General features: G+C 59.4%; 22 protein-coding genes and 1 tRNA gene. 10 read left to right on the forward strand and 13 right to left on the reverse strand.

Going from position 1 to position 23,370, the window contains the following annotated elements:
* Positions 1 to 34: 34 nt before the first annotated feature.
* Positions 35 to 373 carry a DUF2147 domain-containing protein gene (locus K9B32_RS16660; RefSeq protein WP_224564076.1) on the reverse strand — a complete coding sequence of 113 codons (339 nt, stop codon included), beginning with the start codon at positions 371 to 373 and terminating at the stop codon, positions 35 to 37.
* Between the two features lie 436 nt (positions 374 to 809).
* On the opposite strand from K9B32_RS16660, the gene K9B32_RS16665 reads away from it, so the two are divergent.
* On the forward strand, positions 810 to 1,076 hold the full coding sequence (locus K9B32_RS16665) for a sel1 repeat family protein (protein ID WP_224564078.1): 267 nt from the start codon (positions 810 to 812) through the stop codon (positions 1,074 to 1,076).
* 136 nt (positions 1,077 to 1,212) lie between these two features.
* Here the strand turns inward: K9B32_RS16665 and K9B32_RS16670 are convergent, their stop codons facing one another.
* Together K9B32_RS16670 and K9B32_RS16675 are read right to left on the reverse strand one after the other, a co-directional pair.
* Positions 1,213 to 2,325, reverse strand: a complete 1,113-nt coding sequence (locus tag K9B32_RS16670) for a pyridoxal phosphate-dependent aminotransferase (protein ID WP_224564081.1) — start codon at positions 2,323 to 2,325, stop codon at positions 1,213 to 1,215.
* A 94-nt stretch (positions 2,326 to 2,419) separates the two neighbouring features.
* A complete protein-coding gene (locus K9B32_RS16675) occupies positions 2,420 to 2,815 on the reverse strand; it encodes a PilZ domain-containing protein (protein ID WP_224564083.1) in 396 nt (131 codons plus the stop codon).
* A gap of 404 nt (positions 2,816 to 3,219) precedes the next feature.
* On the opposite strand from K9B32_RS16675, the gene K9B32_RS16680 reads away from it, so the two are divergent.
* The gene (locus K9B32_RS16680; protein WP_224564372.1) at positions 3,220 to 3,666 is read left to right on the forward strand and encodes a host attachment protein; all 447 of its coding nucleotides are present in this window, start codon (positions 3,220 to 3,222) and stop codon (positions 3,664 to 3,666) included.
* Positions 3,667 to 3,719: 53 nt separating this feature from the next.
* On the opposite strand, the gene K9B32_RS16685 is transcribed toward K9B32_RS16680, so the two are convergent.
* Entirely contained in the window at positions 3,720 to 4,052 is a 333-nt protein-coding gene (locus K9B32_RS16685) for a hypothetical protein (protein WP_037084548.1), read from the reverse strand.
* A gap of 332 nt (positions 4,053 to 4,384) precedes the next feature.
* Here K9B32_RS16685 and K9B32_RS16690 point away from each other — a divergent pair, with 332 nt between their 5' ends.
* Positions 4,385 to 4,822 carry a glyoxalase superfamily protein gene (locus K9B32_RS16690; protein WP_224564084.1) on the forward strand — a complete coding sequence of 146 codons (438 nt, stop codon included), beginning with the start codon at positions 4,385 to 4,387 and terminating at the stop codon, positions 4,820 to 4,822.
* A 301-nt stretch (positions 4,823 to 5,123) separates the two neighbouring features.
* Here K9B32_RS16690 and iolB read toward each other — a convergent pair whose 3' ends face one another.
* The 5 genes from iolB to K9B32_RS16715 form a co-directional block, all read right to left on the reverse strand.
* The gene (iolB, locus tag K9B32_RS16695) at positions 5,124 to 5,918 is read right to left on the reverse strand and encodes a 5-deoxy-glucuronate isomerase (RefSeq protein ID WP_224564085.1); all 795 of its coding nucleotides are present in this window, start codon (positions 5,916 to 5,918) and stop codon (positions 5,124 to 5,126) included.
* A 44-nt stretch (positions 5,919 to 5,962) separates the two neighbouring features.
* Positions 5,963 to 6,880: a myo-inosose-2 dehydratase gene (iolE, locus tag K9B32_RS16700; protein ID WP_224564086.1), complete on the reverse strand. Its 918-nt coding sequence runs from the start codon at positions 6,878 to 6,880 to the stop codon at positions 5,963 to 5,965.
* A 66-nt stretch (positions 6,881 to 6,946) separates the two neighbouring features.
* On the reverse strand, positions 6,947 to 8,797 hold the full coding sequence (gene iolD, locus K9B32_RS16705) for a 3D-(3,5/4)-trihydroxycyclohexane-1,2-dione acylhydrolase (decyclizing) (RefSeq protein ID WP_224564087.1): 1,851 nt from the start codon (positions 8,795 to 8,797) through the stop codon (positions 6,947 to 6,949).
* A 23-nt stretch (positions 8,798 to 8,820) separates the two neighbouring features.
* Positions 8,821 to 10,755 carry a bifunctional 5-dehydro-2-deoxygluconokinase/5-dehydro-2-deoxyphosphogluconate aldolase gene (locus tag K9B32_RS16710; RefSeq protein ID WP_224564088.1) on the reverse strand — a complete coding sequence of 645 codons (1,935 nt, stop codon included), beginning with the start codon at positions 10,753 to 10,755 and terminating at the stop codon, positions 8,821 to 8,823.
* Between the two features lie 109 nt (positions 10,756 to 10,864).
* Entirely contained in the window at positions 10,865 to 11,722 is an 858-nt protein-coding gene (locus K9B32_RS16715; protein WP_224564089.1) for a MurR/RpiR family transcriptional regulator, read from the reverse strand.
* A 205-nt stretch (positions 11,723 to 11,927) separates the two neighbouring features.
* Between K9B32_RS16715 and K9B32_RS16720 the strand changes: the two genes are divergently transcribed.
* From K9B32_RS16720 to K9B32_RS16730, 3 genes are all read left to right on the forward strand, one after another.
* Positions 11,928 to 13,043: a Gfo/Idh/MocA family protein gene (locus K9B32_RS16720; protein ID WP_224564090.1), complete on the forward strand. Its 1,116-nt coding sequence runs from the start codon at positions 11,928 to 11,930 to the stop codon at positions 13,041 to 13,043.
* Positions 13,044 to 13,127: 84 nt separating this feature from the next.
* Positions 13,128 to 14,345, forward strand: a complete 1,218-nt coding sequence (locus tag K9B32_RS16725; RefSeq protein ID WP_224564092.1) for an NAD(P)/FAD-dependent oxidoreductase — start codon at positions 13,128 to 13,130, stop codon at positions 14,343 to 14,345.
* 80 nt (positions 14,346 to 14,425) lie between these two features.
* A tRNA-Ser gene (locus K9B32_RS16730) sits at positions 14,426 to 14,516 on the forward strand.
* Positions 14,517 to 14,560: 44 nt separating this feature from the next.
* On the opposite strand, the gene K9B32_RS16735 is transcribed toward K9B32_RS16730, so the two are convergent.
* On the reverse strand, positions 14,561 to 15,709 hold the full coding sequence (locus K9B32_RS16735) for an IS481 family transposase (RefSeq protein WP_224564093.1): 1,149 nt from the start codon (positions 15,707 to 15,709) through the stop codon (positions 14,561 to 14,563).
* A 524-nt stretch (positions 15,710 to 16,233) separates the two neighbouring features.
* On the opposite strand from K9B32_RS16735, the gene K9B32_RS16740 reads away from it, so the two are divergent.
* Positions 16,234 to 17,253, forward strand: a complete 1,020-nt coding sequence (locus K9B32_RS16740) for a porin (protein WP_224564095.1) — start codon at positions 16,234 to 16,236, stop codon at positions 17,251 to 17,253.
* 88 nt (positions 17,254 to 17,341) lie between these two features.
* Here the strand turns inward: K9B32_RS16740 and K9B32_RS16745 are convergent, their stop codons facing one another.
* Together K9B32_RS16745 and K9B32_RS16750 are read right to left on the reverse strand one after the other, a co-directional pair.
* Positions 17,342 to 18,229, reverse strand: coding sequence for an alpha/beta fold hydrolase (locus K9B32_RS16745; RefSeq protein WP_224564097.1), 888 nt, complete (start codon positions 18,227 to 18,229; stop codon positions 17,342 to 17,344).
* Between the two features lie 64 nt (positions 18,230 to 18,293).
* On the reverse strand, positions 18,294 to 20,366 hold the full coding sequence (locus tag K9B32_RS16750) for a transglycosylase SLT domain-containing protein (RefSeq protein ID WP_224564100.1): 2,073 nt from the start codon (positions 20,364 to 20,366) through the stop codon (positions 18,294 to 18,296).
* A 213-nt stretch (positions 20,367 to 20,579) separates the two neighbouring features.
* Between K9B32_RS16750 and dapA the strand changes: the two genes are divergently transcribed.
* On the forward strand, positions 20,580 to 21,464 hold the full coding sequence (gene dapA / locus K9B32_RS16755; RefSeq protein WP_224564102.1) for a 4-hydroxy-tetrahydrodipicolinate synthase: 885 nt from the start codon (positions 20,580 to 20,582) through the stop codon (positions 21,462 to 21,464).
* Between the two features lie 102 nt (positions 21,465 to 21,566).
* Positions 21,567 to 22,046, forward strand: coding sequence for an SsrA-binding protein SmpB (smpB, locus tag K9B32_RS16760; protein ID WP_113574774.1), 480 nt, complete (start codon positions 21,567 to 21,569; stop codon positions 22,044 to 22,046).
* A 51-nt stretch (positions 22,047 to 22,097) separates the two neighbouring features.
* Here smpB and K9B32_RS16765 read toward each other — a convergent pair whose 3' ends face one another.
* On the reverse strand, positions 22,098 to 22,679 hold the full coding sequence (locus K9B32_RS16765) for an NYN domain-containing protein (RefSeq protein ID WP_007790525.1): 582 nt from the start codon (positions 22,677 to 22,679) through the stop codon (positions 22,098 to 22,100).
* A gap of 286 nt (positions 22,680 to 22,965) precedes the next feature.
* Here K9B32_RS16765 and rpoZ point away from each other — a divergent pair, with 286 nt between their 5' ends.
* A complete protein-coding gene (gene rpoZ, locus K9B32_RS16770) occupies positions 22,966 to 23,370 on the forward strand; it encodes a DNA-directed RNA polymerase subunit omega (RefSeq protein WP_224564104.1) in 405 nt (134 codons plus the stop codon).

Consider the following 23,370-nt stretch of genomic DNA (forward strand, 5'->3'; position numbering starts at 1 on the left):
TTTTTCCGGGCGCTTCCTTTCGAGACTCGTCCCTCTACAGGCGTGTCCAGGTCTGCGATTTGCAAAGCACGTTGAGGACGCAGCCCTTCATTTTCAGCGAGTTTCCGAGAACGTTGCCCGATCCGCTGTAGGTCTTGTCGTTGGCCGGATCCGTGATCTGGCCGCTATAGGTGACGCCACTTCCTGCGAGCGTTCCAATCTTCTTGCCGGCATACTTGCCTGTCTTCAGCACGATGCAGTAGCTGCCGCCGCAGGATGCAATATGGGCCGTATCGCCCGCTGCCGTCTTCCAGTTGCCGACGATCGGTTCGTCTGCAGAGGCGGCTCCGGCGGCAAGCATCAATGCGCTGGCGAGAATAAGTGTGCGGATCATTCGTTCCTCCCTAATGTCCCGGCGGGAAAATATATGACGCGAACGTAAACGTAAATGTGTTTCTGCGGCCCGCGACAACCGTTTTTCATGAGCCAGAAGCGCCGAAATCTTCCGTTTCAGCTATTTGATGCTGATTTCGTGGTGAACAGAAGGTTAATTTTCAGATCTGAATATTCCGTAAAATTGTGTCGAAAATCCTTAATCAGCAGGGATTGCGATGTTTAACAAAAATCCAATTTTACCAAGCGTTTGCACTTTGTTTGTTTCAAATTAATCATGCATTTTAGGCGTTTTTTGAAGGCGCGTTGGCATAGTGGAGCCATCAAACGAGCGGGGCAAACCCGCCGAACCGAAGGGTCCTAAAGCCGCGATAGACGGCAGGGCCCCGAAGGTAAAACAGGGTAAGTCGACAACAGGCTAAACAGGGACAAAACCGATGGCACGCTTTGAAATGCAAAATGCTGAAATGGCCACCATGGGTGGCGAGAACAACGCCGACATCTTCTGCGAAATGGGTCTGATGTATGCGACTGGCCGCGGCTGCGCCGTGGATCTGATCGCCGCTCATAAGTGGTTGAACATCGCGGCGATAAAAGGCAACGACCGCGCCGCCGAGCTTCGCGCTGATGTCGCCGCAAGCATGGACAAAATGCAGATCGTAGAGGCGCTACGGGCTGCTCGCGAATGGATGACGGTCCACTAAGGACCGTTTCCCCGCCAACGCGGGCGAAACCAACAACAACCATAAAAGAGGGGCTGGCAGGTTCTGGAGAAGGCCTATGCCATGAACAGCAACCGTGACCGGCAGGAACAAGGCCGGCGCGGCTCCTTGCATTGAGTTAGCCCAGTGTCTTAAGCACCTGCGGTAGCGCTTCCTCGAAAAACGCCATGTCAGCATCCGGTCCGACGCTGACGCGGATGCAGCGGTTGAGCGGAGCGACACCCGGCATGCGAATGAAGACACCGTGTTGCATCAAGCCATCGACGATGGCACGAGCATAAGTTCCGTCCCGTCCGGTGTCGATCGCGACGAAGTTCGTTGCAGAGGCAAGCGCAAGCAGATTGTTGGCCCTGGCAATACCGGCGATCCGCTCGCGCGCGCGGTGAATATTGCCCACCACCTCGGCGAGATAGGCCTGATCCTTAAGCGCCGCCAGCGCTGCGACCGTCGCCAGCCGGTTCATTCCGAAATGATTGCGGATCTTGTCGAACGCGCGGGCTGTTCCGGGTGTCGAAATGACGTAGCCAACCCTCGCGCCGGCCAAGCCATAGGCTTTCGAGAAGGTGCGTGTGCGTACGATGTTGGGCAGATCAATGAGCGCGTCGATCGCGGGCAGAGATCCGGCCGGACCGGTTTCGCTGTAGGCCTCGTCGAGGATCAGCATCGTGGTTTCCGGCAGCTCGCGGGCAAAGGCGACGATACTTTCGGCATCCCACCAGCTTCCCATCGGATTGTCCGGATTGGCGAAATAGACCAGGGGCGCGTTCTCGCGCTTAACGGCTTCCAGGAGGCCGTTGAGATCCTCGCGATCGTTGGCATATGGCGCCGTGACGAGCCGTCCGCCGAAGCCTGCAACGTGGAAATTGAACGTCGGATAGCCACCGAGCGATGTCACGACAGGTGCCCCCGGCTCGATCACGAGCCGAACGATCTGGCCGAGCAGTTCGTCGATGCCGCCGCCGATCGCGATAGATTCGATTCCGACACCGAGATGGTTGGCAAGGGCCTCTCTGAGAACGTAATTTTCCGGGTCGTTGTACTTCCAGATCTCGCCAGCCTGCTCGCGCATCGCGGCGAGCACGGACGGAGCGGGGCCGAAGCCATTCTCGTTGGCTCCGATGCGCGCCTTAACGCAAAGGCCGCGCTGACGCTCGATCGCTTCTGGGCCGACAAAAGGAACAGTTGAGGGGAGGGCGCTAGCAAGCGGCGTGAAGCGCAAGAAGGCGGACATGCTGGAGCGATTTCCTGAATGCTGTGAAAAATCGAACCGACAATAGGCCGTGCTGCCGCCAAGGCAAGAAACATTATTCCCCGGGTGGGGCGATTTACATACGCACGAATCCGCGAGCTTCGAGAGCTTCTACATTGCCGGCCATGAAATCGGCGCGCACGACTCGACGCAGAACCTCGGGATCGATTGTGTTGATGAACCGCACGCCAATACGTTCGTTATTGCGATAGACCTCGGCGCAACCAATCCGGTAGGCAAGGCCAAGAATATTGAGGTAGTAGTGCTTTGGCAGGCCTGCGGTCGATGACACGACAAACGTGGCGCCACCGCGTGAGATATCGACGATCTCGGCACTGCGGATGGAAATGCCGGTCAGGCAGGGTCGAACCGCGACGATTCGGGCTGGGCGCCTTACGTTGAACTGTTCCCAGCGCGTCTCGTAAACCGCAGATTTCACGGTCGCAAGGTGTGTGGCGCGAAGCATCGACATCCCGCGTGTCTCCCTTGAACCAAGGTAATCCCGGTCCTCTTCGATTGGAGCCTCACACGAATGCTTTGCGCAATTGTCAAAGAAGAAAATACAATTTTAGTGAAGCAGCCTTTTTCCGCCTGCTTGCGCGCCCTAGCCTTCGCAGGCGGCTGCGCCGACAACGGCGCCAGCCATATAGCGTCCAGGACCATTAGGCTGATGAAAGAGCCCGCGTAGGCGAGTGCTGCAATCTTCATCTAATTGATTCCCTTCTGGCTTTATCACCTTTACGCACCGAATGGCGCTTGAAACTCCAAGCACCGCAATTGTCGCGAAATGTCATCGAACTCTTTGTCGGCTTGCACGTTTGCCTAATTGTCGGCGGCGCGCCCGACGCTCCAAAATTGCAGAGCGAGGAAATCAAAATGATAGATGTCAGAGTTCCGTCAAAATCGTGGGTGGTCGTTTGCGATGGTGCCAAGGCCTTGATCCTGCAAAATGCAGGTGATGTGGAATATATGAACCTGAAGGTTGAGGAGACCTTGTCCCAGCCGAATGAGCCGGATCGGGAAATTGGCACGGACAAACCCGGTCGAACGCATGCGGCAGATGGCTCGAGCGGCAGCGCCGTGCAGCAAACAGATTGGCATGAGCAGGCCGAAACGGAGTTTCTGAAGCGGGTTGCCGCGAAGATGGACCTGCTTGTGCGCGTAAAGCAGGCGCGTCGCATCGTTCTGGTCGCGCCACCAAGGGCACTCGGCACGCTGCGCGACAATCTCACTCCAGACGTTCAGGCTGCAATTTCGGCTGAAGTCCCAAAAGATTACATCAATTTGCCCGTCGATCAGATTGAACGACATCTGGTGGCCTAGTAAGACTTCAAGCGGTGGATGTGGATACGGACCTCGCCGTTCGTATCCGCTTCTCAGCTCTCGAAATTCAGCCGCAGGACATGATGCAGGAACTCCGGGTTGATCAGCATGTTGAAGCTGATTGTCACCAGTTCTCCCTCGCGCTTGACCACCGTCGAACCGATCTCGTCGTGTATGCCGAGGATCTCGAGGAAGAAGTGGTTCGGTACCTCGAGGTTCGGGCTGACTTCCAGCACCGCGCCGGCAAGCGTGATTGTGCGGATCAGGCAGCGGACCTGCGTTCCGGTGCTGAGGTGATGTCCGACGAAAATGATCTTGCCGGGACGGTCGAGCGAAAATTCCCGGTAAGCCTGCTCGGGCTGCGGGTGCTCTGTGTCGAGGTGCATCTGAAAGGCCATCGTAGCCTCCGCTTGTTGTACGCTTCGAGATTAGCGCAAGATTGCTGACAACTTCTGAATAATCTCCCTACAATCCGAAGCTTATGCCTGTCTGGAGAGGGAAATGGCTCAATATTGGGCATGCGGATTGGTCCGGCTTGACACGCCGCCGCCCTTCAAGCATATCGGGCGTGGCTCGAGGCGCCGGCCGCTCGCGGACGACAAGTCCATGGTGAAGTCCCCGATATCATTCAGTCACAGCCATTGGTGCATGCTGACTGCAGGCAATGCGAGCTCCCTTGTAACGGTCGAAATGGCATGCCTTCCGAAAGGCTGAATCCGTGACCACTGCATATCCGACAATTGAAGAACTGAAGTCGCAAGCCAAGCGCCTTCGCCAGGCGATGGAAGCACGCGGCACAGCGATCTCACACAGTGCCGCGCTCGAACTCGTTGCCCAACAGCATGGTGTTCGCGACTGGAACACGCTTTCCGCACTCGCGACGCGGCCGAACGAGGAGCCGATCGCCGCGATCTCCGTTGGCTCCTTGGTGCGCGGTCGCTACCTGAACCAGCCGTTCACCGGCAAGATCCTGGCGCTTTCGGCGTACGGCGGCGGGCGTCACAAGATCACCATCCACTTCGACGAACCGGTGGACGTCGTGACCTTCGAGAGCTTTTCCGCCTTCCGTCAGCGCATAAATGCGCAGATCGACGGCAACGGCGTATCGCCGCGGAAGACGTCGAACGGTGTTCCGCAGCTCGTGCTCGACATCTAGCGAGGCACTTAGTCCTTGCCGTGCACGGGTGCTGGCGGCTGCGGCGGCTGGGGCCTCCTTCAGGGCCTCAGCACATTCCTGACAGCAAACCTCGACGGTCTTGCCTCCGCTCCAGTGATAAAAAGAGAGCAGGGCGGCAACGAGCCGTGACCGGCCGTCTCCGGCGTATGGCGAGCGTGGGCACGAAGAATAATGATTGAGCCGTGCATGGTAGTCCCTCCATCGGTTTGATTTCGATGGAGGCAGTGAACCATCTGCGCGGCTTGCCCGCTGTCAGATTATTTAGCGATCGTACGCCGCCTTATTTCAGCAGCCATTCGTGCTCCGGCTGGTTGTGGAACTTCCACACCCGCTTCGGACCGGCCATGACGTTGAGATAATAGAGATCATAGCCATGGATAGTGGCGCAGGGGTGGTAGCCCTTCGGCACCAGCGTGACGTCTCCGTTTTCTACAGCCATCGCTTCATCGAGCGAGCGATCGTCGGTGTAGACGCGTTGGAAGGCGAAGCCCTGCGGCGGGTTCATGCGGTGGTAATAGGTCTCCTCCAGCAGACTCTCGTTCGGCACATTGTCCTGGTCGTGTTTGTGAGAGGGGTAAGAGGACGTGTTGCCGTTTGGCGTGATGACCTCGACCACCAGCAGCGAATGGGCGGAGTTGTCATCCTCGGGCATGATGTTGGTCACGAGACGCACATTCGAGTCCTTACCGCGCTGGAATTGCGGGTGAACGCCCGGCGGGATGAGCTTTGCCTTGTAGGCGCCGCCACCGGGCGCCGAGCAAACGGCAAGCTCCAGATCCGTTTCGGCCGTCACCGACCAACTGGAGCCGGCCGGCACATAGAGCGAATGCGGCGCACCCTCGAACGGGCTCATGCGCTCGCCAACGGAACCGAAATCCTCTCCTGCGGCGGTTGCTTTACCCTTGCCGGCCACCCAGACGAGGCAGACTTCGCGGTCGCCGGCTTCGCCAGAGACGGTCTCGCCGGGCTTGAGGCGATGCAGGTCGAAGCCGACATAGGTCCATCCGGCGGTTTCCGGCGTGACATGGGTGACGCGGCCGTGGTCACCCTTGGGTTTTACGAGAAGGTTCGGCATGAACTGATTTCCTTCATTCGATCTCAATGATCTCAGGCAGAACGCTATCCCTTGGGGAAGCCTTCCGTTTCGACGGTGTAGCCCGCGGCGGTCATCACGCGCATCAGTTCGGCATGGCCGATCTCAGCCATCTTTTGCGGCGGAGCCTTGCGCGGATCCTGCTCGGCCTCGACGACAAACCAGCCCTCATAACCGTAGTTGGCCAGTCGCTGGACGATCGCGCCGAAATCGAGCGAGCCGTCGCCCGGTACGGTGAAGGCGCCGAGCGCCACCGCATCGAGGAAAGACTGCTTGCTGCGGTCGAGTCCATCGACGACGGCCTTGCGGATATCCTTGACGTGCACGTGGTTGATACGGGCGTGGTGATTGTCGATGGCGCGCAGCACATCACCGCCGGCAAAGGCCAGATGCCCGGCATCGAGCAGCAGCGGAATGCCTTCGCCCGAGTTTCGCATGAAGGCGTCGAGTTCCGGCTCGGTCTCGACCACGGCCGCCATATGATGGTGATAGGAAAGCGGCATGCCCTGTTGGGCACACCACTCGCCGAATTCGGTGAGGCGGCGGCCGTACACCTTCATCTCGTCGTCGGAGAGGCGCGGCTTGGTCGCGAGCGGCTTGGAGCGGTCGCCCTGGATCGAACGCCCGACCTCGCCATAAACGATGCAGGGCGCGTTGACGGCCTTGAACAGCTCGATCATCGGCGCGATGCGGTCTTTGTTGGCGGCAAGATCCTCGTCAACCAGCGTGCCGGAGAACCAACCGCCGCAGAGCGTCACGTCGGCGGCGCGCAGGATGGGCAGCATCTCGGCGGGATTGTTGGGGAAGCGGCGGCCTTGTTCCATGCCGGTAAAGCCGGCGCTGCGCGACTGGCGCAGGCATTCCTCCAGGGACACATCGTCGCTGAGTTCAGGAAGATCGTCGTTCCACCAGGCGATCGGCGACATGCCAAGTTTGGCCTTCATCAATAGTCTCCTCAAGGCATTGTTGGAAGAGCGGTCCCGCTCTTCCGGAAAAGTGGAATCAATCGATTAGCCGATGCGCTGGGCGGCACGCGCCTTGACGTAAGCCGCATGTGCCTTGTTGACCTGTTCGCGCGGGCTGACTTCGGGAACAGCAACGTCCCACCAGTAGCCGCCGGCTTCCGTCGTGATCAGCGGGTCGGTGTCGATCACGAAGACCGAGGTGCGATCGTTCTTCTTCGAGTCGGCGATTGCCTTCTCGAGTTCGGCGATCGACGCAACCTTGACCGCGACGGCGCCCATGCTCTCGGCATGCGCCCGGAAATCGATCTCAGGCATCACTTGGTAGTGCGCGTCCTTCAGCAGATTGTTGAAGTTCGCGCCACCGGTCGCCATCTGCAGCCGGTTGATGCAGCCATAGCCGCGGTTGTCGAGCAAGACGATGTTGAGCTTCAGGCCGAGCATGACCGAGGTCGCGAGTTCGGAATTCAGCATCATGTAGGAGCCGTCCCCGACAAGGACGAAAACTTCCTTTTCGGGATGCGCCATCTTGGCACCGAGGCCGCCGGCAATCTCGTAGCCCATGCAGGAGAAGCCGTATTCCATATGGTAGCTGCCGGGTGCGGTCGCCGGCCAGAGCTTGTGCATCTCGCCCGGCAGACCGCCGGCAGCGCATAGGCCGATTGCCTTTTCGAGGTCGATCGAACGGGTGACGGCGCCGATCACCTGGGCGTCGGAGGGCAGGGCGGCATTGGTGCTCGCCATCGCCTTGGCGGCGGCTTCCGCCCAGACCTTCTTTTCCCGTTCGGCCTTCTCTGCCAGCGCAGCCGGTGCCTTCCAGCCGGCGAGCCCGCTCGAGACGGCCTTCAGTCCTTCGCGGGCATCGGCCACCAGCGTCTGGCCGTCGTGCTTCGCGGCATCGTAGGTAGCAATGTTCAAGCCGAGAATCTTCACCTTCTCGTTCTGGAAGAGCGCCCAGGAACCCGTCGTGAAGTCCTGGCAGCGGGTGCCGACGGCGATGATCAGGTCCGTTTCGCCTGCAATCGCATTGGCCGCTGATGTGCCGGTAACGCCGACCGAGCCAAGCGCCAGCGGATGCCGCTCGTCGATCGCCGACTTGCCCGCCTGCGTGACAACGACGGGAATCAGGTGTTGCTCGGCAAACGCCGTCAGTTCCTTGGTGGCCTGCGAGTAGAGCACGCCGCCGCCGGCGATGATGACCGGCTTTTCGGATTTTTTGATGAGGGCGATGGCGTTCGCCAGTTCGTCGACGTCCGGACGCGGGCGGCGCAGGGTCCAGACGCGCTCCTCGAAGAAGCTTTCCGGATAATCGAAGGCTTCTGCCTGCACGTCCTGGCACAACGAGAGCGTGACCGGGCCGCAATCATACGGATCGGTCAGCACCTGCATGGCGCGCTTCAGCGCCGAGATAATCTGTTCCGGCCGCGTGATGCGATCAAAATAGCGGGAAACCGAACGGAAGGCGTCGTTGGCCGAAACAGTGCCGTCGCCGAAATCCTCGATCTGCTGCAGCACCGGATCCGGCGCGCGGTTGGCAAAGACGTCGCCAGGCAGGAAGAGGACCGGGATGCGGTTGACATGGGCGACGCCCGCAGCCGTCACCATGTTGAGTGCGCCGGGGCCGATGGAGGTCGTGCAAGCCATGAAGCGTTGGCGGAAATTCGCCTTTGCATAGGCGATCGCCGCATGCGCCATGCCCTGTTCGTTATGGGCACGATAGGTCGGCAGTTCGCCGCGCACTTGGTAAAGCGCTTCGCCGATGCCGGCTACGTTGCCATGCCCGAAGATCGCCCAGACGCCGCCGAAGATCGGGACCTTCTTGCTGTCGACGATCGTCATCTGCTTCTTGAGAAAATGCGTAACAGCCTGAGCCATCGTCAATCGTACAGTCTTGCCCATGGGGCACCTCCCAAATGCTCTAATTAATGTAGGCCGCGCGTTTTCAACCAGGCCTCGGTCAATTGGCGGAAGCGGCCGGCCATGTCGGCGATCGCTTCCTCGTCATTCATCTTGCCGGAAAGCCAGGCGCGAGCCGCTTCGGCAAAAATCGTGCGTCCCACGGCAAAGCCCTTCACGGAAGGAGCCGCCAGCGTCGCCTCAAAGCCTTTCATCAGCTCATCGGCAGGGGCCTCAAGGCCGAGCAGCACGATCCCGCGGCACCATGGGTCGTTCTTGGTGATTACTGCGTCTATTTTCTTCCAGGCGGCCGTCGAAGCCTGCGGCTCCAGCTTCCACCAGTCGGGCTTGATGCCAAGCGCATAAAGCTCTTCCATCGCGGTCGAAATCGTATCGTCTGTCAGCGGCCCGTTCTTGCTCGCGATGATCTCGACGAGCAGTTCGCGGCCGACCTTGCGGGCGGCTTCAAAGAGCGTGCGCAGCTTCTCCTGCTGCTCGGTCTTCAGCGCTGCCGGATCATCCGGGTGGTAGAAGCAGAGGCACTTGATGCAATGATCGAGCGGCCATTCGACGAGCTGCGAGCCAATGTCCTGGCTGAATTCGAAGCGCAGCGGCTTGGACCCCGGCAGTTCCACCGGACGACCGATCCACGCAAAGTTCTTTGTTACCGCATCGAAGAAGGCGTCGCGCCCGAAGCGCTCATCGATCAACATGCCGTAGCCGCTGCGGCCATCGGCAACACGGGCGGCAGCTTCCACCGCAAGACGCTTGAAGGCAACGATCTTCTTGTAATCGACACCGAGTTCGTCGCAGACGCTGGTAAGCTGCGAGCGATGGTCGATCGCAAGCGCCATGAGAAGCGGAATATCGCCCTTGCGGGTCGAGGCCCAATGGATGTGGTTGATCGCTTCGTCCTTGCGCAAGGCGCGATGCTTGCTGCCGTATTTCAGGAAGAAGTCAAGCTCGGCCCAGGTCGGGTACTCCGGCGAGCAGAGCAGACGGGAGACGGCGAAGGCGCCGCACGCGTTGGCCCAGGTGGCACAAGTCTTCAGCGGCTCATTCTTCAGCCAGCCGCGCAGGAGGCCGGACATGAAAGCGTCACCGGCGCCGAGCACGTTGAACACTTCGATGGGGAAACCTTCGCCGACAATGCCATCTTCCAGATTGTCGCTGATCGGACCGTCATAGACGATGCAGCCCATGGCGCCGCGCTTGAGAACGATGGTTGCCGGCGACAGGCGACGGATTTCCTTGAGCGCACCGAGCACGTCATCTGCGCCGGAGGCGATCAGGATTTCCTCTTCGGTTCCGACGATCAAATCGCAATCCGGAAGCGTTTCCTTCATCTTGGATGAGACGCGGTCGGACTTCACATAGCGCTCGAAGCCTTCGGCGTGGCCCGCAAGACCCCAGAGATTCGGCCGATAGTCGATGTCGAATATCACCTTGCGGCCGTTGGCCTTGGCGATGCGGATCGCCTTGCGCTGAGCAGCTTCCGTGTTCGGTCGGGAGAAATGCGTGCCCGACACCAGCACTGCGCGCGACGACTTGATGAAGTTTTCGTCGATATCGCCTTCATCGAGCGCCATGTCGGCGCAGTCGGAGCGATAAAAGATCATCGGGGACACGCCTTCGGCCTCCACGGCAAGAAGCACCAGCGCCGTCAGGCGTTCCCTATCGGTCTTGATGCCTTTCGTCTCGACGCCTTCGCGTGCGGACTGCTCGATGATAAAGCGGCCCATCTGCTCGTCGCCAACGCGGGTGATCAGGCCGGACTTGAGTCCGAGCCGGGCTGTGCCGATGGCGATATTGGCAGGGCAGCCGCCGACAGACTTGGCAAAGGAGCCGATGTCTTCGAGCCGCGAGCCGATCTGCTGCCCATAGAGGTCGACCGAGGAGCGGCCGATGGTGATCACGTCAAGCGGTGGCTCCGGCTGCGAGCCCGGGTTCGGTTGTGCCATGATGTCCTCCCGCTAAATTTTAGCTACGGCTTGGTGCGTGCCGATTGCAGGTAATGAAACATTGGTTCCGTATTGTTGTCAATTCGGAATGTTTATTCCATTTTTCATTTCACCGATTTGGGTGAGTTCTTTTCCGCCGCCGCTCGGCAATGGCAACCGGCAGCGCCATCGTCAGGGCCATAGAGGCGGAGAGCGAGCGAAAACCGGCAAAGTCCGCCTCCGCCACCTCGAACCAGCAGGTAGCGCGGGCAGCCAGCGGCGAAAACGCCGAATCGGTGATGGCGACGACAGGCACGCCGCGATCGGCCAGCGCTTCCGTCTGGCTCAGGCTATCGGCGGCATACGGCGAGAAGCTTGCGGCGATTGCAGCATCGTTCTGCGTCGCGAATTGCACCATCTCCGGATCGACGCCATTTGGCGAAGCGACGATCTGGTGCCGGATATTCAGCTTCGAGAAGGCATAGGTCATATGCGCTGTCAACGGATAGGAACGCCGCTTGGCGATCAGATAGATCGTCTCGGCGGCCGCGAGAATATCGACAGCCTTGGTAAAGGTGTCCGTCTGTACTGTGGCTGCCAACCGGTTGACCGATTGGCTTGCGGCCGAAATGAAGCCGGAAAGCAGGGTAGCGTCTTCGTCCTCGCCGCTTGCCTGCTCCAGCGTCACAAGCCGCTCTTCATATGTCAGTGTGCGGTCGCGCAGGCGCTCGCGAAAGATACTCTGCAGGTCCGAGAAGCCCTCATAACCCAAATGGTGCGCGAGGCGTACGAGCGTCGACGGCTGCACGTCGGATGCCGCCGCGATGCTTGCCGTCGTGCCGAACGCAATTTCGTCAGGATTGCCGAGAGCAAAGGCCGCGACCTGCGCAAGTCGCTTCGGCATGGTTGCTTTTCGTTCGATGATGATGCTGCGTAGGCTCTCGAAGTCGCGCGGAACCCTGGCGGTCGTTTTGCTGTCACTGTCCATGCATGCGGTCCGTTGAACGAAATAAACATTCCATATCGAAGATCATAAATGATTTTCGCCCGCGAGCCCAATTGTTTTTATTGCATTGAAATCCAAGCGTTTTGAACAGTTTTGGCGCTCGTTGCGGCAAAAGTATGCGGGAAGGGGCGCTTGTCAAAATGATCTAAATATTCCAAAAATCCGGCCGGCATCTGGAGGAGATACGATGAAATCACTGGGAATCGGCCTGATCGGCACCGGCTATATGGGCAAATGCCATGCGCTCGCGTGGAATGCGGTAAAGACCGTCTTCGGCGACGTCGAGCGTCCGCGCTTGGTTCACCTCGCGGAAGCCAATGCCGAGCTTGCTGGCAAGCGCGCCTTCGAATTTGGGTTCGAAAAGGCGACCGCCGATTGGCGCAGACTGATCGCCGATCCCGAAGTCGATGTCGTTTCCGTCACCACGCCGAACCAGTTCCACGCGGAGATGGCGATTGCCGCGCTCGAAGCAGGCAAGCATGTCTGGTGCGAGAAGCCGATGGCGCCGGCCTATGCCGATGCCGAACGCATGCTGAAGACGGCAAGGGCCTCGGGCAAGGTTGCCGTTCTCGGCTACAACTACATCCAAAATCCGGTGATGCGGCATATCAAGGCGCTGATCGAGGAAGGGGCGATTGGCGCCGTCAATCACATCCGCGTCGAGATGGACGAGGACTTCATGGCTGATCCTGATGTCTTCTTCTATTGGAAGAGCGAGCTCTCGGCCGGTTACGGCGCGCTGGATGATTTCGCCGTACACCCGCTGTCACTACTTTGGTATCTGTTCGGTCACGTGGAGGCTGTCATCACCGATATGGTGAAGCCGTACGGTAGCCGGCCAGTGAAGGAAGGTGGTCGCCGCGATGTCGAAAATCACGACGCTGCCAACGTCTTGATGCGCCTCGGCCGAGGTATCTCCGCTGTCTTGATGGTGAACCGCGCCGCTTGGGGGCGAAAGGGACGAATCGCTTTGCAGATATTCGGCTCGAAGGGCTCGATTACCTACGATCAAGAGCGCATGAACGAATTCGAGCTCTATCAAGCGCAAGGCCGCGGCTCCGAACAGGGCTTCCGCAAGATACTGGCCGGCCCGGCTCACCAACCCTATGATCGCTTTATTCCGGCGCCAGGCCACGGGCTTGGCTTCAACGACCTGAAAATCATAGAATGCCGCGAATTGATCCGCGCAATTTCCGGTGAGCCGTCGTCGATCGTGACATTCGAAGACGGTCTTAGGATAGAGAAGTCCGTTCACGCCATGGCACAGTCATTCCACGAGCGCCGCTGGATCGAGATCGACTGAGGTCGATCCGCTACCGGTTGACGGCGCTGGGGGCAGGGGCTAGGCCTTTGCTGGAACGCGCGAATGGATGCTGGGAGTGGGAACGTGACGGACAGATTGGTGATCATCGGCGCCGGGCAGGCGGGTTTTGCACTGGCCGCGAAACTGCGCGCATTGAAGGATACGCGTCCGATCACCATCGTCGGCGCTGAGGACGTGCTGCCCTACCAACGTCCGCCGCTGACCAAGAAATATCTGCTTGGCGAGATGGCGTTCGATCGCCTGCTGTTTCGCCCTGAGCACTGGTATCCGGACAATGATGTCGAGATTCGGCTTGCCACATGGGCCGAGCAGATTAAGCCGGACAGCAAGCAGGTCCTGCTGCAGGACGGTTCCGTCCTCGACTACGCTACCTTGGCACTGACCACCGGCTCCTCGCCGCGCAGCTTGCCGGCGACCATCGGCGGAGATCTCGCTGGCGTGTATGTCGCACGCGACAAGCGCGACGCCGATTGTTTGGCGGACGAAATGCGCCCGGGACGCCGCGTCCTTATTATAGGCGGCGGCTACATCGGCCTCGAAGCCGCAGCCGTTGCCCGCCATCGCGGCTTGGAGGTGACGGTGATCGAGATGGCCGACCGGATCCTTCAGCGCGTCGCCGCCAAGGAAACCGCCGACATCATGCGGGTGATTCACGAAGCGCATGACGTCGTCATTCGCGAAAAAACCGGCTTGAAGCGACTCCTGGGCAAGGACGGCCATGTCGTGGGCGCCGAGCTTTCCGACGGATCGGTCATCGATATCGATTTCGCCATCGTGGGAATTGGCGTCGCGCCGAACGACCAGCTCGCCAAGGATGCGGGAATCGAGGTCGGAAACGGCATCATCGTCGATGAATTCGGGCGAACTTCCGACCCATCGATTTTTGCGGCCGGCGATTGCACGTCGCTTCCCTGGCAGGATGGCCGCATCCGCCTGGAGTCAGTGCAGAACGCCGTCGATCAGGCAGAAGCCGTGGCAGCGGTCATTGCCGGCGGCAATGCACCTTACGATCCCAAGCCGTGGTTCTGGTCTGACCAGTATGATGTGAAACTGCAGATCGCCGGCTTCAACCTCGGCTATGACGAGACATTGCTTCGTCCGGGTTCGCGCGAAGGTGCTCATTCGATCTGGTATTTCAAGGACGGCGTGCTCATTGCGGTAGATGCGATCAACGATGCGAAAGCCTACGTGACGGGCAAGAAACTGCTGGAATCGGGGGGCAACCCCGACAAGGCGCTCCTTGCCGACGCATCCGCCGATCTCAAGCAGTTGCTGAGCTGAGGCCGCTCGCTGCCGCATCAGGTGAAAAAGCCGAAAAAGCGCTTGCGTCACCTGGCGAATGACTCTATCAGGCTCCCACCGGAGAGGTGGCCGAGTGGTCGAAGGCGCTCCCCTGCTAAGGGAGTATACGTCAAAAGCGTATCGAGGGTTCGAATCCCTTCCTCTCCGCCATCACAATCTTTGTCCATACCGAAGACATAGGTAACAGAGCGTACCTAAGACAATGGGTGACAACCTCGTGCCAAGGACCTCTGCTCCAGGTCGATATATCCCAGATCATAGTGTATGAAGCTGACGAGCCAAATACCGTCGTCGACCTCCTTGATTCCCAGTTTCTGTCCGGCCAGCACGGTCGAGATATTGATCTTCTTGCGGTAGATGCAGATGCGGCCGCAATGGGTCACCAGTGCGTCACGGTCGTGGAAGGGGTAGTCGATCTCCGGCAGGCCCTGATAGGGGCGCGACGAAGCGACGTAGAGCTCTGCCGGCACCTTCATGTTGAGCGCCTCGTGCGGCCGCTCGGTATTGAATTCCCTGACGAACGCGTCGAAGCGGGCCTGCTGCTGGAGGATATTTCTGCCAGGTGGCCTGGTCGCCTCTTTCTTCAGCGTCAGGTGCAGGCGCTCATGCCGGCCATTTTCTTGCGGATGGCCCGGCCGGATGCGCTCGAGCGCGATGCCGAGCCGCAGCCACCAGACCGACAGCTTCGACAGATTGTAGAGACCGTTGGGGCTGGCGAACGGCAGGCCGTTGTCACTGCGGATCGCGCTTGGCAGGCCATGTTCGGCAAACAATCGGCGGAATGCGTCGAAGACAGCCCGCTCTCGCGTCGACTCAAAGGCTTCGCAGGCAAGCAGGTAGCGTGACGCCTGGTCGGTGACCGTCAGCGGGTAACAGTAGCGGCCGTCACCGAGCTTGAACTCGCCCTTGAAGTCCGCACACCACAGATCGTTCGGCAGCAATGCCTGAGACAAGGCTGTTCCTTCGGCTCGATGGCGTTGTCGTTTGCGCGCATGGGCGACCAGCCCGTGCCGGTCAAGAACGGCATGCACCGTGCTCTTCGACGGCACGCGCACATCGCCGGCCAGACGCTTCACCAGCAGTTCTCTGATCTTCCTGGCACCCCAATGCGGCTTCTCCTTCTTGAGCCGCACGATCATTGCCTCCACCGGCTCGGGCAGCTGGTTGGCATAACGCACCGGCCGTCGAGACCGATCCGTCAGCGCCTCCAGGCCGTCATCCTTGTAACGATTGAAGATTTTGTAGCCGGTCTTGCGCGAGATGCCGAACTCCCGGCACACATCGCTCATGCCTTCGCCCTCCAGCAGCCGGGCAACAATCAGTTTTGATATGATCGTCCTCATAGGGCGCTATCCTTTTGCACGACGGCTGCCACCTCCGCGCTCCGCGCGCCGAATCTCGCGTCAGCAGAATCGAACTGAGAATCATCCTTAGTCAGCAAAACTGATTCTGCTCCGATTGAAGGTGCAGCCCGCGGCAGGCGCCAACTCCTTGTCATCCACATCTTCCACAAAAGACGCGAATCCGGCGAGAAACTGGTTCCAATGTGGCACAATCCACAGCCGCGTGCCGCCGCTCAGCGCCCGTAAACTCCCGCAGAATCAGGGGTTTCTTAATAAAGTATAAAGAAACGAGAGGGGCGCATGCCGCATTTGTGACCTTTCAGCAACAGCGCATGCGGAAGGCTGTCGCAAATACCCCAAACGGGCAAGTTGGTGATTGCGTGACAGTCCCGGTCTTGTATTTTCAACTTCGGAAGCGAGGGCGGTTGATCGTCCGACTTCTTGAAACATGGGGATGGGGCAGGGAACGCTGCTCTAACGGCGAAAAACCCAGACCCGATCGAAACTTTGAATTGGAGGTCAATATGAACATCAAGAGCCTTCTTCTCGGCTCCGCTGCTGCTCTCGCAGTAGTTTCCGGTGCTCAGGCTGCTGACGCTATCGTTGCTGCTGAGCCGGAACCGGTTGAATACGTCCGCGTCTGCGACGCTTACGGCACCGGCTACTTCTACATCCCGGGCACGGAAACCTGCCTGAAGATCGAAGGTTACATCCGTTTCCAGGTTGACGTTGGTCCGGATGAATCTGGTCCGTCCAGCTGGGATGCGTTTACCCGTGGTCAGGTTCAGTTCACGGCCAAGAGCGACACCGAGTACGGCCCGCTCACCGGCGTGATCGTTCTGCAGGCAAATGCCGACAACGCTACCTTCCAGGACACGATCCTCGACTCGGCTTACCTGGACATCGCGGGCTTCCGCGCTGGTCTGTTCTACAGCTGGTGGGATGATGGTCTGTCTGGCGAAACCGATGACATCGGCAGCCCGGTTACCCTGCATAACTCGATCCGTTATCAGTACGAAAGCGGCGACTTCTATGCTGGTATCTCGGTTGACGAGCTGGAAGACAGCCCGTTCTACAATGGCGAGACCCCGAACAACGTAGGCGTTGCTGTCGGTCTCGGCGGCAAGGCTGGCGCCTTCTCGTATCAGGTCACGGCCGGCTACGACACCGACAACGAAGCTGGTGCCGTCCGCGCTATGGGTACGGTTGCTGTTGGTCCGGGCACGTTCGGCCTCGCAGCTGTTTGGGCAAGCGATCCGGGTGCGTACTACAACGCTGCTGAATGGGCAATCGCTGCTGAATACGCTATCCAGGCTACCGACAAGCTGAAGATCACCCCCGGTGCTCAGTGGTACGGCAACTACGGCGTAGTTAACGGCGCTACCGATGCCGACTTCGGCAGCGACGACGCTTGGAAGGTTGGTCTGACGGTTGATTACCAGATCACCGACAACTTCTACGCCAAGGCCACTGTCAACTACCTCGACGGCGACGACATCGACGACGTTACGACTGGCTACTTCCGCCTGCAGCGTGCATTCTAATCTGGTCTGACTTCGGTCAACTAGGAGAGCCCGGCTTTCGAGCCGGGCTTTTTTGTGGGACGTTGCGCACTCCTTGGTTGCGTCGCCTCTATGCTTCTGCAACGAAGCGCCGGATATGCCTGAAGATTGGCTCCAAATGAAGCAGCGGCGCGTGCCCCTGGCCAGGCGCCTCCAGTATCGCGAGTGATGGATGTCGGGCGTTCATCTCGGCAAGTGTGTCGTCCGAGAGAAGATCCGAGTATTCCCCCTTGATGACCATCAGTGGCTTTGCAGCCAATTGATCGTAGTACCGCCAGAGATCCGATAGCGGCTGGTCGAAATCAATCCTCTGCAACTGAGCGGCAATGGCGGGATCGAAATCGGCGACGGGCATGCCATCGGCGTCGCGATAGATCGCCGCGGCCATCTCCTGCCAGTCATGCTCTTGGAGGGCGGGGAAATACTGCCTATGGCAGGCCTTGAGGAACGCGACGGCTTCCGGCCAGTCGCGCGGCGTCACGGTGGAATTGAGATAGTCACGAATGCGCTTGAGGCCGCTTGGCGCGATCTTCGGCCCGATGTCGTTGAGAATGACCGCGGCAATCAGATCCGGCCTCATCTCGGCCAGAAGATGAAGAATCAGCCCGCCACGCGAGGTGCCGATGAATATGGCGCGATCGATGGCGAAATGCTGGCAGGCTGATGCGACATCCTGGCTTTCGACGCGGAGATTGTAGTTCGCCTTGTTGACATCCCGGTCGGAGCGACCCCGTCCGCGATAATCGAGCGTGATGACGCGTCTCGGTGTCCCTGGATCAGTCGACAGTAGCAGCGCCAGTTGGTGGAAATCGCGCGAGTTTCGCGTCAATCCGGGTAGGCAGACAATCGGCAGGCGGTCCACGATCTCGGGGCCGCCATAGTCTCGCGCATAGAGCGTCAGTCCATCATCGCTCCGGTAGGTTATTGCCCAGAAGCCATCGTCTCTTGCCGTATCCACGCTCACGTCCTCCCGCCTGTAGTGGGTACAGCTTAGCGAGGCCGGCAATATTCGCAAATCGCGGCTAGGAGGAGCGACCGCCGATCAGGTCGCGGACGATGTCGCTCGGCTGGCCGAGCCGCGCCTTGTAGACTTCGTAGTTCTCCATCACCCGCTGCACATAGTTGCGCGTCTCGGGGAAGGGTATCCGCTCGATCCAGTCGACGATGGCATCGATCGATTGGCCACGTGGGTCGCCGTAGCGCCCGATCCATTCGGGTACCCGCTTGGGACCGGCGTTGTAGGCGATGAAGGTCATAATATAGGACCCGCCAAAGGCATCGATCTGCTCGCCGAGATAATGTGCCCCGAGTGTCGCATTGTAGCCGGCGTCGGCCGTCAGCCGGTCCTTGGAATACGAGATGTTGTGGCGCTTGGCGACGGCCTTGGCCGTTCCCGGCAATATCTGCAATAGCCCGCGCGCATCCGCGGCCGAAACAGCGGCCGGATTGAAAGCGCTCTCCTGACGGGCGATCGCGTAAGCGAGCGCCTTGCCGGAACCGGAAATGTTGGCATTGGTCGGAATGACGCCGAGAGGGAAGGCCAGTGCTGCGACATCGACGCCGCGCGAATAGGCAATCTTGCCGACCTGCAGCGACAGATGGTGGTCGCCGGAGCGCTCCGCCTGCGCGCTCAAAACCGCAAGTTCGCCGGGGCTCTGCAGTTGCTCGGCGAGCGCCAGATAGAGGCTCTGCGCCCGCCAACCATGGCCGGCCGCATCAAGGCGGGCGATGGCCTGTACCGCTTCGCGTGCGAGATAGCGCTGCCGGTCGGCCTGGCTGGGCGATGGGTAGGTCACATTCAGTGTCTTGCGGCCGAGCTTGTCGCTGGCGAGCTGCCCATAAAAGGTCGTCGGATAGCTGGCGGCCTTGGCGTAGAACTCGGAAGCCTTCCCGGGTCCGCCGGCCTCGGCGGACCGTCCCATCCAGTACCAGGCGCGCGATACGGAAATCGGTCCATTGGAAAAGTTGAGGATCTTGCGGAAGTGCGCCTGTGCCGCCGCGGGGTCCTGCAGGCCGCGCAGCGCGTACCAACCCGCATGGAACTCGGCCTCGACGATGTCGGTCGGTGTCGTTGCTGCATAGTTGGCAACGATCCCATAGGCGGCCTTGAATTCCCCCTGGTCGACGAGGCCGCGGCTGACGATTCGTTGCTCATTCCACCACTCGCCTGCATTGACCAGTTCATCGCGATTGCGTGGCGCCTTCTGCAGCAGCTTGGCGGCTTCCGCATACTTGTCCTGTTTTCGCAGGTATTCGATGCGTGCGAAGAGATAACCGGCATCGCCTTTCCACTGGCCGTCGACAGCGGCAAGAAGCGCGCCGGCGTTGGGCGCCTTGCTCATAACCGCCGCCCAGGCCTTGTAGAGCGATTGTGCCTGACCCATGTCGCCAAAGCGCTTAGCCTGCGCCGCGCGATTGCGATACATCAGGTAGTCCATTCGCGCCTTATGATCGGCGGGCGTCAGCAAGCCGGAAAACTCCGCCAGAATCTTATCTTCGGTCGGCTTGTCTAACGTTTCACCGCGCCAGACCTTGCGAATATACTTAGCCGCCTGGCTCTGCTTGCCTGTTGCAACGAGTGCACGCGAAAGGATCATCGCGCCGGAAGTCGTCTCGGGCGCGGTCTGCCCGAAGGCGGCCAGAACAGAGCTTGGGCCAGGGTTTTCGTCGTAGAGGGCGCGTTCGGAATAAGCGCGCAATTTCGCGAGCCCCGGCCACCCCTGTAATTCCTGTGCGGCGGCAGCAATCTCTGTAGAGGGAATGCCCTTTTGTCCGGAGACGGCTATCGCCCAGGTCAGAATATGGCGGTCAAGCGTCCCGCGTCCCATGCGGTCGCGAATGGAAAGGGCCTGCAGTGGATCATTGCCCGAAAGCGCATCCAACCCTGACTTCAAATCACTGTTGACGGGTGTGATTGCCTGGCTGCGCGGAATCGAACCGGTGACGATCGATTCCGGTACCGATGTTTGCGGGACAAAACCGATCGGCTTTACATCGGGAACGGGGGCGTCCTCGTTCGGAAGCGAAGACGCGACGCTGCTCCACGCGGCGGCGGTAAAGCCGAGGGCGGACAGGATCAGGACTGCTTTCTTCATGGGACACTCACAACGAAAACACACCCAACCATTTGGCGGGAGCCATCTTAACGAAAGCTTACTGAAGTCAGTAAACTTCGTTCACATTTGCTATCGGAATTTGCCCTAAACCGATCCATGCGCGCTTGTCGCGGCGATTTCACCGCACTATGGTGCCCCACCAATATTCAAGGAATGCGGCCGAAGCGTGAATTCGGTCATGAGGAGTTCTGCATGTTCCAGGGATCCATTCCCGCTCTCGTCACTCCCTTCACTGATGCTGGCCAGGTGGACGAGGCCTCGTTCGCGAGCCACGTCGACTGGCAGATCAAAGAAGGCAGCAGCGGTCTCGTTCCGGTCGGCACGACCGGCGAATCTCCGACGCTGTCGCATGCCGAGCACAAACGGGTAGTGGAACTCTGCATTGAAGCCGCAGCCAAGCGCGTGCCCGTGATGGCTGGCGCTGGTTCCAACAACACGCGTGAAGCGATCGAACTTGCTCAGCACGCAGAGAAGGCGGGGGCGGATGCGATCCTCGTCGTCACGCCCTACTACAACAAGCCGACACAGAAGGGGCTGATCGCGCATTTTTCAGCGATCGCAGAGGCCGTGAAGCTGCCGATCTATATCTACAATATCCCGGGTCGCTCGGTGATTGACATGACACCGGAGACGATGGGTGCGCTTGCCAAGCTGCACTCCAACATCGTTGGCGTCAAGGATGCGACCGGCAAGATCGAGCGCGTGTCCGAGCAGCGCCTGACCTGCGGCAAGGAGTTCAGGCAGTTGTCCGGCGAAGATGCGACGGCACTCGGGTTCAACGCCCATGGCGGCGTCGGCTGCATCTCGGTGACGGCCAATGTGGCGCCGCGCCTTTGCGCGGAGTTCCAGGCAGCGACGCTTACCCGTGACTACGCGAAAGCGTTGGAATATCAGGATCGCCTGATGCCGCTGCACAAGGCAATCTTTCTGGAGCCCGGCCTCTGCGGAGCAAAGTATGGCTTGGCAAAGCTGGGGCGGATGAGCCGCAACGTGCGTTCGCCGCTGGTATCGACTCTAGAGCCTGCCACGGAAGCGGCGATCGATGCCGCCATGCGCCATGCCGGCTTGCTGAACTAAGGCAGCTGCTCGAACTGCCTTCACAGGCGGGCGATGTTCCCCTACATACAAAGTAAGAGATATGGGCGCGACAGTCGCGCCCTCAAGCATTTGGAATGTGTCATGGCCCCCAAAGGCAGCGAGCGCGTGGTCAAGAAGATCGTTGCGGAGAACCGCAAGGCGCGCTTCAACTATGAGATCATCGATACCTACGAAGCCGGCCTCGTGCTCAAGGGCACCGAGGTCAAGTCACTGCGCGAGGGTAAGGCCAATATCGCGGAATCCTATGCCTCGGACGAGGACGGAGAGATCTGGCTGATCAACTCCTACTTGCCGGAATATCTGCAGGCAAACCGCTTCAATCACGAGCCGCGCCGGCGCCGCAAACTCCTCCTTTCCAGCCGCGAGATCAATCGCCTGCGGGCAGGGATCAACCGTGAAGGCATGACCTTGATCCCGTTGAAGATCTATTTCAACGATCGCGGCCGCGCAAAGATGGAACTGGCGCTTGCCAAGGGCAAGAAGCTCCACGACAAGCGCGAGTCCGAGAAGGAGCGTGATTGGAACCGGCAGAAGAGCCGTCTTCTCAAGGATAACGGCTAACCAATCCCGGCGGCATTTCTGCCGGGACATAATGGCACTCCATTGATCGGTCTAAGCTTCCAGATCGGTTGGCGCGGCGGTTTCGGTGGGCCGCGGCGGCCGCTCCGAGGGATCGCGCCCGATTTCGCTCTTCAGGGACAGAAGGTCGATGAAGTGATCGGCTTGTCGGCGCAGGTCGTCGGCAATCATCGGCGGTTGTGTTGCCATCGTTGATATGACCGAGACCTTTCGGCCCTTGCGCTGCAGCGCCTCGACGAGCGTCGTGAAGTCTCCATCGCCGGAGAAGATGACGAGATGGTCGACGGTCTCCGATTGCTCCATCGCGTCGATCGCAAGCTCGATGTCCATGTTGCCCTTGATCTTTCGGCGGCCCATCGAATCCGTGAATTCCTTCGCCGGCTTGGTGACGACCTTGTAGCCGTTGTAGTCCAGCCAATCGATCAGCGGACGAATGGAGGAATACTCCTGATCTTCGATTAGCGCTGTATAGTAGTAGGCGCGTAAGAGATAGCCGCGTTTTTGAAATGCCTTCAACAGCTTGCGGTAGTCGATATCGAAACCAAGGCTTTTGGACGCAGCGTAGAGATTAGCGCCATCGATAAAAAGAGCAATTTTTTCGCGTGGATCAAACATCGCGTACCAATCCAATGTGAGCAATCTCGGTGCTTCCGTCAAAATCCAAAGAAACAATGGGTTATGCGGCCGCTTGGAACAATTCTTACTTTATGAACTATTCATATAAGAGAGATTTAGGGCACGATTCGTGATATTCCAAGCAACTTTTGGTGGAAACCCGCTTTCGGTTTCAAAATTCACCGCCGTCGCCCGTTGGGGCTTCGCACAATGAAAACTTGAATTTGTCCGGTTTTAATTGTATCGGGCGTGTTAATCCCGAGATCACGACCGTAAAGGACAGGCAATGGCCCGTGTCACCGTAGAAGACTGCATCGATAAAGTTGAGAACCGCTTCGAGTTGGTTCTGCTTGCCAGCCACCGTGCCCGGCTGATTTCCCAGGGCGCCTCGATCACCATCGATCGTGACAACGATAAGAACCCGGTTGTGGCGCTTCGCGAGATTGCCGATGAGACGCTGTCTCCGGACGACCTCAAGGAAGATCTGATCCACTCGCTGCAGAAGCATGTCGAAGTCGACGAGCCCGAGCCCGATGCGGCGAGCCTCATCGCAGCCGGCGGCGTCGCTGCCGTCGATAGCGAAGAGCAGGAGGATCTTCCGGAAACGATCACCTTCGACCAGATGTCGGAAGAAGAGCTTCTGGCTGGCATCGAAGGCCTCGTGCCGCCGGAAAAGAGCGACGATTACTAA

Origin of the sequence: Rhizobium sp. 3T7 (assembly GCF_020166565.1) — a bacterium.
GTDB lineage: Bacteria > Pseudomonadota > Alphaproteobacteria > Rhizobiales > Rhizobiaceae > Rhizobium.

Excerpts from the sequence above, each read along its gene's own strand:
- K9B32_RS16660 (WP_224564076.1), bottom strand. The coding sequence starts at position 373 with ATGATCCGCACACTTATTCTCGCCAGCGCATTGATGCTTGCCGCCGGA.
- K9B32_RS16665 (WP_224564078.1), top strand. The coding sequence starts at position 810 with ATGGCACGCTTTGAAATGCAAAATGCTGAAATGGCCACCATGGGTGGC.
- K9B32_RS16670 (WP_224564081.1), bottom strand. The coding sequence starts at position 2,325 with ATGTCCGCCTTCTTGCGCTTCACGCCGCTTGCTAGCGCCCTCCCCTCA.
- K9B32_RS16675 (WP_224564083.1), bottom strand. The coding sequence starts at position 2,815 with ATGTCGATGCTTCGCGCCACACACCTTGCGACCGTGAAATCTGCGGTT.
- K9B32_RS16680 (WP_224564372.1), top strand. The coding sequence starts at position 3,220 with ATGATAGATGTCAGAGTTCCGTCAAAATCGTGGGTGGTCGTTTGCGAT.
- K9B32_RS16685 (WP_037084548.1), bottom strand. The coding sequence starts at position 4,052 with ATGCACCTCGACACAGAGCACCCGCAGCCCGAGCAGGCTTACCGGGAA.
- iolB (WP_224564085.1), bottom strand. The coding sequence starts at position 5,918 with ATGCCGAACCTTCTCGTAAAACCCAAGGGTGACCACGGCCGCGTCACC.
- iolE (WP_224564086.1), bottom strand. The coding sequence starts at position 6,880 with ATGAAGGCCAAACTTGGCATGTCGCCGATCGCCTGGTGGAACGACGAT.
- iolD (WP_224564087.1), bottom strand. The coding sequence starts at position 8,797 with ATGGGCAAGACTGTACGATTGACGATGGCTCAGGCTGTTACGCATTTT.
- K9B32_RS16710 (WP_224564088.1), bottom strand. The coding sequence starts at position 10,755 with ATGGCACAACCGAACCCGGGCTCGCAGCCGGAGCCACCGCTTGACGTG.
- K9B32_RS16715 (WP_224564089.1), bottom strand. The coding sequence starts at position 11,722 with ATGGACAGTGACAGCAAAACGACCGCCAGGGTTCCGCGCGACTTCGAG.
- K9B32_RS16720 (WP_224564090.1), top strand. The coding sequence starts at position 11,928 with ATGAAATCACTGGGAATCGGCCTGATCGGCACCGGCTATATGGGCAAA.
- K9B32_RS16735 (WP_224564093.1), bottom strand. The coding sequence starts at position 15,709 with ATGAGGACGATCATATCAAAACTGATTGTTGCCCGGCTGCTGGAGGGC.
- K9B32_RS16740 (WP_224564095.1), top strand. The coding sequence starts at position 16,234 with ATGAACATCAAGAGCCTTCTTCTCGGCTCCGCTGCTGCTCTCGCAGTA.
- K9B32_RS16750 (WP_224564100.1), bottom strand. The coding sequence starts at position 20,366 with ATGAAGAAAGCAGTCCTGATCCTGTCCGCCCTCGGCTTTACCGCCGCC.
- dapA (WP_224564102.1), top strand. The coding sequence starts at position 20,580 with ATGTTCCAGGGATCCATTCCCGCTCTCGTCACTCCCTTCACTGATGCT.
- smpB (WP_113574774.1), top strand. The coding sequence starts at position 21,567 with ATGGCCCCCAAAGGCAGCGAGCGCGTGGTCAAGAAGATCGTTGCGGAG.
- K9B32_RS16765 (WP_007790525.1), bottom strand. The coding sequence starts at position 22,679 with ATGTTTGATCCACGCGAAAAAATTGCTCTTTTTATCGATGGCGCTAAT.
- rpoZ (WP_224564104.1), top strand. The coding sequence starts at position 22,966 with ATGGCCCGTGTCACCGTAGAAGACTGCATCGATAAAGTTGAGAACCGC.